The sequence below is a fragment of the Micromonospora sp. ATA51 genome (genome assembly GCF_016802855.1).
In the GTDB taxonomy this organism is placed as follows: Bacteria; Actinomycetota; Actinomycetes; order Mycobacteriales; family Micromonosporaceae; genus Micromonospora; species Micromonospora sicca.
This window is the reverse complement of record NZ_JAEVHJ010000301.1, coordinates 1-8,394: the sequence shown is the minus strand read 5'-3', so window position 1 is coordinate 8,394 and position 8,394 is coordinate 1. Positions and strand designations below refer to the sequence as shown.

Annotated in this window: 7 protein-coding genes; 5 read left to right on the top strand and 2 right to left on the bottom strand. The window is 69.0% G+C overall.

What is annotated here, in order from left to right:
* Positions 1-772 precede the first annotated feature (772 nt).
* Positions 773-1,465, bottom strand: coding sequence for a response regulator transcription factor (locus JNW87_RS30780; RefSeq protein WP_109805928.1), 693 nt, complete (start codon positions 1,463-1,465; stop codon positions 773-775).
* On the bottom strand, positions 1,462-2,712 hold the full coding sequence (locus tag JNW87_RS30775; RefSeq protein WP_109805927.1) for a histidine kinase: 1,251 nt from the start codon (positions 2,710-2,712) through the stop codon (positions 1,462-1,464). Before JNW87_RS30775 ends, JNW87_RS30780 begins: the two co-directional genes overlap by 4 nt.
* A gap of 292 nt (positions 2,713-3,004) precedes the next feature.
* Between JNW87_RS30775 and JNW87_RS30770 the strand changes: the two genes are divergently transcribed.
* The 5 genes from JNW87_RS30770 to JNW87_RS30750 all read left to right on the top strand — a co-directional run bounded on the left by JNW87_RS30770 (position 3,005) and on the right by JNW87_RS30750 (position 8,089).
* Positions 3,005-5,137 (top strand): MMPL family transporter, encoded by a 2,133-nt coding sequence (locus JNW87_RS30770; RefSeq protein ID WP_238454869.1) that lies wholly within the window; start codon positions 3,005-3,007, stop codon positions 5,135-5,137.
* Entirely contained in the window at positions 5,134-5,757 is a 624-nt protein-coding gene (locus JNW87_RS30765; protein ID WP_238454868.1) for a DUF6220 domain-containing protein, read from the top strand. The genes JNW87_RS30770 and JNW87_RS30765 overlap by 4 nt, the downstream gene beginning before the upstream one ends.
* Positions 5,758-5,777: 20 nt before the next feature.
* Entirely contained in the window at positions 5,778-7,031 is a 1,254-nt protein-coding gene (locus JNW87_RS30760) for a multicopper oxidase domain-containing protein (protein ID WP_238454870.1), read from the top strand.
* Between the two features lie 103 nt (positions 7,032-7,134).
* On the top strand, positions 7,135-7,815 hold the full coding sequence (locus JNW87_RS40950; RefSeq protein ID WP_238454867.1) for a multicopper oxidase domain-containing protein: 681 nt from the start codon (positions 7,135-7,137) through the stop codon (positions 7,813-7,815).
* Between the two features lie 133 nt (positions 7,816-7,948).
* Positions 7,949-8,089, top strand: a complete 141-nt coding sequence (locus tag JNW87_RS30750; protein WP_161558023.1) for a hypothetical protein — start codon at positions 7,949-7,951, stop codon at positions 8,087-8,089.
* The last annotated feature ends 305 nt before the right edge of the window (positions 8,090-8,394 follow it).

Genomic DNA, 8,394 nt, shown 5'->3' with positions numbered 1-8,394 from the left:
CCCGGGTGCCGGACGTTGGGCTGTATGACACGCTCAAGCGGCTCCGACGCCCTCGGCAGGCCGATGGATTCGACCGGCTGTACGAAGTCCGGTTCGACGGCAGGGGCGGGTTCCAGGTCGAGCCGATGGAAGGCTGAAAGCCGTGAACGCCGAGGAGTTCGAGGCCCGGCAACGGGCCCGGGAGCACTTCCACTCACTGCGCGTGCTGGCGGGTGCCTGGACAGGCCACCGAGGTGCATGGCTCGGGCCACGCCGCGGTACCCGGGCGGGAAGCCGTCAGCGATGACGATGTGTCCGATGAGTACCGGCGTGATGCGGTACGTGGCCCAGCGGTGCACCCGCTGCAGCCAGACGAACCAGGGGCCGCCCGTGACCAGCACCAACCGATGCCGCTGCCGATCAGGGCCACGAACAGCCCGACCATCAGCAGGCTCGCGACGGTCATGGTGTTCTTCAGCAGCGTCGTGGGCGCCAGGTGACATCGTCGAAGCCGCGCCGCACCTGGCGGAAATCTGCCGATGGAGCCGGGAGCCCGTATGGGACCGTCGAGGCCGCCACGAGTCAGGGGAGCGCGCCCATCCCCCGACCACGGTCATCGCCGTGAATGTGAAGCCACCGTCGGCTCGCCCAGGGGCCATCCCAGCGGGGGCGCGACGGAGCTGGGAATCGACCTCGACGCCTGTCCGTCGTGCCCGAGGTGGCGTATTGCACGCCGGCCACCGGGCAGAGGTGCGCAGCGTCGTCCTGGTCGGGTTGAGAGTCAGCGCGGACTCTACGGGCTGACCAGCCCTGTCTGATAGGCGATGACGACCAGTTGCGCGCGGTCGCGTGCACCCAGTTTCCCCATTGCGTGGCTGACGTGGGTGCGGGCGGTCGCCGGGCTGAGGAACAGCTCGGCGCCGATCTCGTCGTTGCTCAGGCCCTGTCCCACCAGGGCTAGCACTTCCCGCTCGCGCTGCGTCAGCACAGCCAGTCGGTTCTCCCCTGCCTGGGTGGCTGTTCGTTGCGCGGTGAACTGGGCGATGAGGCGTCGGGTGATCCGCGGCGCGAGCAACGCGTCTCCGGCGGCGACGACCCGGACGGCGTGTAGGAGCTCGGCCGGTCCGGCGTCTTTGAGCAGGAAGCCGCTTGCGCCGGCCTGCAGTGCCTCGAAGACGTAAGCGTCGGTTTCGTAGGTGGTCAGGATCAGGACTCGGACCTGTTGAAGTCCGGACGTCTTGGCGATCTGGCTGGTGGCCTGGATCCCGTCCACCTTCGGCATGCGGATGTCCATGAGCACGACGTCGGGCCGGATGGCACGGGCTCGTTCCACGGCCTCGGCACCGTTGGTAGCTTCCCCCACCACCGTGATGTCGTCTTCGAGGTCGAGCAGAACCTTGAAGCCGGATCGCACAAGACCCTCGTCGTCGGCGAGCAGAACCTTAATCGGAGCGCTGCCAGGTGACGACGCGGCTGCCGCGGTCATAGGTGCGCCGTTCCGGTCGGCGCCAGGGGCAGACGTGCCTTGACTTCGAACCCGCCGCCCGGCAGGGCCCTGGCCACCAGTTCCCCGCCCAACAGCTGACAGCGCTCGTGCATTCCTAGGATCCCGCTGCCCAGCTCGGCTGAGCTGCCGGTGCCGTTGCTGGTCGGATGCTTGGCTGGTACGTGCGGGCCCGGGGCGTCATCACCCGGTGCGTGCCGGCGACCCTCATCGATCACACGGATCTCCAAGACATCGGTTCCATAGTTCAGCGCTACGGTCACCCGGGTCGGTCCGACGTGGCGGATCACGTTGGTGATCGACTCCTGCAAGATTCGGTAGGCAGCACCGCCCACCGCGCTCGGCGGTGGCGACGTTGGCGACGTCGCCTCGAGTTTGATGTCGAGTCCGGCATCGCGCGCCTTCGCGGTGAGTTCGTCGATCTGCTCCAGGCCCGGGTGCGGCACTCGCCCGTCGTGGGAATCACGAAGCACGCCGAGGATGGCCCGCATCTCCCGCAACGCCTGGGAGCTCGTCTGCTCTATGGCCACCAGTGTCTCGCGCGCCCGCTCCGGCCGCTTGTCGAGCACGTGCGCGGTGACACCGGCCTGGATGTTGATGATCGCGATGGCGTGGGCGACGGTGTCGTGGACCTCCCGCGCGATCCGGAGCCGCTCGGCGTCAACCCGCGAACGCGCTTCCTCCTCCCGAGTCCGTTCAGCCCGTTCAGCACGCTCCTGCGCTTCGGCTGCGATGAACCGCCGGGATCGGACGGACTCACCAAGGGCAGCGCTCATCACCGACGCCCCGATCCGGAAGAACACCCACCCGATGGCCTCCCGCGGTTCGATGTCGGCCGCCGCGACCAGCCAGCCGATGGTCAGCGCGGTGATACCCACGCCGGCTGTCACCAGGGACCGGCGCCCATCGCCGTAGGCGGTCAGCGTGTACAGGGCGACGAAGAGCCCGAGCCAGCCGGGCCCATCCGGGAAGTCGACGCCGAAGTACACCAGGCTGGCGAGAGCGGCCGTGATGAACACCGGCACCGGCCAGCGGCGGCGCACGGCCAGCACCAGGCCACTCACGATCAGCAGGACGTACCCCAGGTGCCCGAGATCGGCCAGCGGCCGCGACCCCACCTCTGGAGGTTTCGCGGCGGTGCCCTGAACCTGCATCACGGCGACGAAGAGTCCGAGCAGGACGTCCTGGGCCAGGACAGGCAGGCGGAACGGCGCCGCTCGGCGTTTCATGTTGCGATGATAGTGGCCGCGCCCGGGTGACCGGCTACGACGACGGGCGTGACCAGGTGCGGGCCGCCTACGCAAATCTGCGTAGGAACTGCCATCCGCTGCCCGAGGACGCGCTCGGGTCGGCGACGCGACGATCGCTTCCGTGAATCAACCAATTACGGTTCCAATGACTGATGCGGTGCCCGCCCGCGACAATCGCCAACGGTCACCCGACGCACCGCGGCCGGGACCGCTGGGCAGACTCGCGGGCCCGGCCTTTCGCCGGCGGGGAAGAGTGCTGATCGCCTGGGCCGTGGGCCTCGTCATCGCCTTCGGGCTGTCGATGGCTTTCGGGGGCGAGTTCGCAAACGCCTCCTCCGCGCCGGGCTCGGATTCCGAGCAGGCACAGCGCCTGCTGGGAGAGCGGTTCCCGGCCCAGTCCGGCGACACGGTGCGGGTGGTGGTGCGTGCGGACGAGGTCACCAGCGCCGAGGTGCGACGTGGCGTCAGCGCGCTGCTCGGCGAGCTGGGACGCGTGCCGCACGTAGCGTCGGTCGAGGATCCGTACTCCGCCAAAGGCTCCATCGCGCCGGACGGCCGGACGCTCGCCGCACGCGTCTATCTCGATGTCACCAACCCCAACGACATGCCGGTCGAAGACACCGAACGGCTGCTGGCCGCCGCCGAGGCGGCCGAGGGCGACGGGCTGGAGATCGCGCTCGGTGGACGGGCCGTGCAACTCGCCGAGGCGACCCGGTCGGGATCCGAGCTGATCGGGCTGCTCGCGGCCGCGGCGATCCTGCTGATCATGTTCGGGTCGGTGGTGGCGGCCGGGCTGCCACTGGCCATGGCGATCGGTGCGCTGGCGGTGAGCGCCAGCCTGGTCGGCGTCGTGGCGGCCGTGGTGGACGTGCCCGACTTCGCGCCCATCATCGGCATGACGCTGGGCATCGCCCTGGGCATCGACTACGCGCTGCTGCTGGTGACCCGGTTCCGCGAATGGCGGGCGGTGGGACTCGACCCCGAAGCGGCAACCGCAGCGACGCTCGACACCGCCGGCCGTGCGGTCCTCGTGGCCGGCGGCACGGTCATGGTGAGCATGTCAGGGCTGTTCGCGGTGGGCCTGTCCATCATGAACGGCACCGCCATCGTCACCATGGTGGCGACCCTGGTCGTGATGGTCGCCGCCATCACACTATTTCCCGCGTTGCTGGGCTACCTGGGGCGGCGCATCGACCGGCTCCGGGTGCCGCTGGGACGGCGCCGTACCGCCCAGATCTCCGCCGACGGCCACCTGGTGCCAGCGGCCGGCTGGGCGCACTGGAGCCGGCTGGTGCAGCGACACAACGTACTCGCCATCGTGACGAGTGTCGCTCTGCTGCTGGTGCTGGCCGCGCCGTTCCTCGGCGTCCACTTCGGTCTCCCCGACGCAGGCAACGACCCCGAGGATACGTCGAATCGGCAGGCGTACGACATGCTGGCCGAGGGATTCGGCCCCGGCGAAAACGGGCCGTTGCTCGTCGCGGCGGAGGTGTCGCCAGCCGAAGGCGACGCGGCCCTCCAGCGGCTACAAGCCGAGCTCGGCCGCACGGCGGGAGTCGCAGCGGTATCGCCGCCACGGCTCGATCCTGCCGGTGACACGGCGCTGATCACCGTCGTGCCCACCACCGGACCGCAGGAGGCCGCCACCGAAGACCTCGTCCAAACCTTGCGCGACGACGTGATCCCGGCCGCGACCAAGGGCACCAGCACAGAAGTACATGTCGGCGGCGCAACCGCGGCGGTGATCGATCTCAACGCGTTGATCGCCAACCGGCTCGCGCTGCTCATCGGTGGCGTCGTCGTCGTGTCGATGCTCCTCTTGCTGGTGGCCTTCCGCAGCGTCGTCATCGCGGTCACGGCTGCCGTGATGAATCTGCTGTCGGTGGCGGCGGCGTACGGGGTGGTGGCCTTCTTCCTCGACGGCGGCTGGGCCGGCAGGCTGGTCGGCATCGACACCGCCACCCCGATGGCCGCGTTCGTCCCGGTCATCATGTTCGCGCTGCTGTTCGGCCTCTCCATGGACTACGAGGTCTTCCTGATCAGCCGGGTGCGAGAGTCGTGGGTGCGTACCCAGGACAACAGCCGGGCCATCGTCACCGGACTGGCCAGCACCGGACGGGTGATCACCGCCGCCGCAGCCATCATGATCGTTGTCTTCGCGGCGATCGTCCCGAGTGACCAGGTCTTCATCAAGGTCTTCGGGCTGGGCATGGTCGCGGCCATCCTGGTGGACGCGACCATTGTCCGGATGCTGCTCGTGCCGGCGATCATGCACCTGCTCGGCCGCAGCAACTGGTGGCTTCCTCGCGTCATGGAGCGGCGCCTGCCCCAGCTGCACGTCGAAGGACCGCCCGATACGTTCCTGCGCCCCATCGATGAGGCGGAACTGCTCCCGTCCCGGTGAGGCAGACAGCGTCTACCGGCCATCCCCCGGCAGCGGCCCGCCCGTACGACGGCCAGCTGTCACAGTCGGCCACGAGCCGTCGTCCACAGGGCGACGACGCCCGAATCACATCTCGTGACTCACCCAACCAGAAGGAGCACATTGTGCGGAGAGTATTTGCTGGCCTGGCGATCCTGCTGATGCTGGCCGTCGTAGCACAGTTCTACTTTGCCGGGAGCGGCGCATTCAGCACCGCGCCCAACGACGAGTCCTTCCGGCCGCATCGCGCGCTGGGGTACGTGATCTTCCTCTTGCCGGTCCTGATGGCAATCGTCGCCGCGCTCGCCCGGATGCCAGGACGACTGGTCGGGATGGCCGGTCTGGTCGCTGGGCTGACCGTGGTCCAGGTTGTCATCGCGCAACTCGCCAAGGCGTTCGACGACGGGGACAGCGCAACGGTCGGCCAGCTCGTCTTCGGTCTGCACGCGGTCAACGGTCTGGTCATCATGGCCGTGGTCGGGATCATCGTCCGGCAGGCGCGAGCGCTGCCGGGGCCCGCGGTGACCGATCGACCGGCCGGCGCGGGCGACGACGCGGGGATGCCCGGACCAGCAACCGGATCGGCTCAGCCGGCGTCATGACAACGGGTCAGTTGATCATCGTGGACCATGCGGTCGCGCTGCTGAGCGTCGCCGCATGGCTCACGGCCGGCGTCGCTGTCGCCTTCCGGCGCGCCCGGCTGGCGCTCGGCCTTCTCGCTGCGGCGGTGCTGGTAACCCTTGCCCGGATGACCACGGTGGCGATGCTGGCCGCTCGGGGCTGGTGGTTCGTGCAGGAGAAGGTGCTGCTGGGCCTGCCGATGCTGGCAGCCGCCGGGGTGGCCGCCGTCCTGATCGCCGGCCCGCGGCTGCTCACGGCGGCGAGGCGCGCGCCCGAAGCCGGGACACTCGCCAGCCGGGCGACGGGCGACGGGATACCGGCAAGCAGCGTGGTCTTGCTGCTCACCGCCGGATACGCGGCCCTGGCCGGGCTCGTGGTGACCTTCCTGGCCGGGTACCCCCTGACCTGGAGCACCGCATTGATCGCCAGTTCCCTCGTCTGCGCGGCCGCACTGCTGACCGCGCGCGTCGCAGCCACGCCGGCCGACCCCACCGGCGACGCCGACATCGCTCCCATACAGGCACCGAACGGAAAGCCCGGATTCTCGCGCCGCCGGTTCATCAGCTTGGCGGGGGGAGCAGTCGTGGCGAGTACCGGCACAACCGGCGTCGGCCTGTTGTTCAGGCCGGCTGAATCCGTCGCCACCGGAGGCGGTCCCGGGCGGTCGTCCAGCTCCGGAGCGGCCGTGTCCGTGGCCGACCTGTGGGGGGCCGACGCACCGGCGCCGGGCGGCACGAGGCGGCAGTACGTACTCACCGCGCAGACCGCCACCGTCCGGCTCCCATCGGGACCTGAGATCCAGGCATGGACCTACAACGGCCGGGCCCCCGGTCCGCCGATCACCGCCACCGTCGGCGATATGATCGAGGTGACGCTGCGCAACACCGACATCGACGACGGAGTGACCCTGCACTGGCACGGCTACGACGTGGCGTGTGGTGAAGACGGCGCACCGGGCGTGACCCAGGACGTGGTGGCACCCGGCGAGGAGTTCGTCTACCGCTTCCGCGCCGATCAGGTGGGAACCTACTGGTACCACACCCACCAGGCCTCACACCGTGGCGTGCGCAAGGGGCTGTACGGGACCCTCGTCGTGACACCACGCGACACGCAGCAGGCGGACGAGCCCGCTCCCCCACAGCACCTGGATCTGACTCTGCCGGTGCACACATTCGACGGCACCGTGGTGATCGCCGGTCAGGACGGCGTACCGAACACACCGCGCCAGCCGGTACGCCCGTGCGGTTGCGGTTGATCAACACCGACTCGGATCCACACCGGTTCACGCTGGCCGGCACGCCCTTCCGGGTGACGGCGTCGACGGCCGGGATCTAAACCAACCTGGCGAGGTTCGTGATGTGGGACTTCGCCTGCCCGCTGGCGGACGGCACGACCTGGTCTTCGCCATGCCAGACACCGCGGTGGCGCTCGTTGTCGACAACGATCACGACGGCGGCGTGCGGCTGCGTCCGGAGGGCGCCGCCGCCGGTGAGGATCCGGCCGTCGAGGACACCTCCGGCTGGCCGGAGCTCGACCTTCTGCGTTACGGAGAGCCGGCCGCGGTGCCGTTGGATGCCAGCAAAGCCGACCGGCACTTCACGATCGTCCTGGACCGTGCGGTCGCCATGGTCGACGGTGCGCCGGCGTATGCGCAAACGGTCAACGGCCGCGGCCACCCGTCGATCGCGGATCAGCTCGTCGCCGAAGGTGACATCGTCCGGTTCACCGTGGTCAACCGGAGCCTGGAGACTCACCCCTGGCACCTGCACGGCCATCCCGTGCTGATCGTGTCCACGGACGGCAGACCGTCATCCGGCAGCCCACTGTGGATGGACACGTTCGATGTCCGTCCCGGGCAGGTGTGGGAGGTCGCATTCGCGGCCACGAACCCCGGGATCTGGATGAACCATTGTCACAATCTGCCCCACGCACATCAGGGGATGATGCTGCAACTCCACTATGACGGAGTCACCACACCATTCGGCGGCTCGCACACCCCCCACACCGGAACGGGCAGGAGTCCACGGCATGGACACTGAAACATCGTGCCCTACTCGACACGCCGCCCGGTGCCCGGACGATCCCAGGTCGGATTTCGTTGCCCAGGTATACCGCCACAGCCGCACCGTCATCGATGCCGAACTGCGGCGCCTGGCACGCAAAGTCCCCTCCTTGCGTCGGACGGACCTGGACGTCATCGCCGCGACCCTGGAGGAAATAGCTGAGTCCTTGCTTCTCGCTCGGCTGCGCAACGCACCGCAGGACACCGCACCGCTGCTGCGGCTCTTCGACACCCAAAGGGTCGACATGTGACGCGGTCCCACCGGTCCGCCCCACCAGCCACCAAAAAACTCTCGGGGCGGGCGATAATCAGGCTGAACCGCCCCGCCGGCCGGCCCTGACGGACAGCGGGACAACAACGCTCACCGCTCGCCCCCGCAGCAGGATCAGCTCTTCCCGGTGAGTGAGATGCGGGTACCGGAGGCGGTCTGTGGTTGATCGGCTGGAACTGGCGATCTTGATCGGTCTGCAGGCGTCGGGCAAGACAGCGTTCCGCCGCCGCCTGCTGACCGACAATCATGTGGTGGTCAGCAAGGACGCGTTCCCGAATGCCCGCC